The 629-nt window shown below is 38.8% G+C and carries 1 protein-coding gene; it reads left to right on the top strand.

The annotated features are described in order from the left end of the window. On the top strand, positions 1–576 hold a 576-nt coding region (locus tag HMPREF9441_RS17125), incomplete at its 5' end, for a peptide chain release factor 3 (protein ID WP_008623521.1). Between the last annotated feature and the right edge of the window lie 53 nt (positions 577–629).

The following is a 629-nucleotide window of genomic DNA, read 5'->3' as shown; positions in this document are numbered from 1 at the left end:
TTCTCAAGTCCAAATGCTTTTTTTGCTGAGAAGAAAGAGGTGGTAGACATCTCGTATGCAGGCGATATAGTAGGATTACACGATACTGGTAATTTCAAAATAGGCGATACATTAACTGAGGGAGAAGTATTGCACTTCAAAGGAATACCGAGCTTCTCACCTGAGCATTTTAGGTATATTAACAATGCTGACCCACTAAAATCAAAACAGTTAGAAAAAGGTATCGACCAGCTAATGGACGAGGGGGTAGCACAGCTCTTCCGCTTAGACTTCAATGGCAGAAAGGTAATTGGTACAGTAGGAGCCTTGCAGTACGAGGTAATTCAGTATCGTTTAGAACACGAATATGGGGCAAAATGTAGTTATGAGAATTTCCCTATTTATAAGGCTTGTTGGGTAGAAGCACCAGATAACCCTAAAGACCCTGAATATGTAGATTTCTTAAGGGTAAAGCAGAAGTATTTAGCAAGAGATAAACAGCAGCAGTTGGTATTTTTAGCCGATTCGGCTTTCTCTATAGAAATGGTAAAGCAAAAATACCCTAGCTTAAAGCTGCATTTTACATCAGAATTCTAATATAAAACGAAATATAAAAGACAAAAGACGAGGGCGTGATGCTCTCGTCTTTT

Source organism: Paraprevotella clara YIT 11840 (genome assembly GCF_000233955.1).
In the GTDB taxonomy this organism is placed as follows: Bacteria; Bacteroidota; Bacteroidia; order Bacteroidales; family Bacteroidaceae; genus Paraprevotella; species Paraprevotella clara.
Note: the sequence above shows the minus strand (reverse complement) of the source record. Positions and strands in the feature narration are given on the sequence as shown.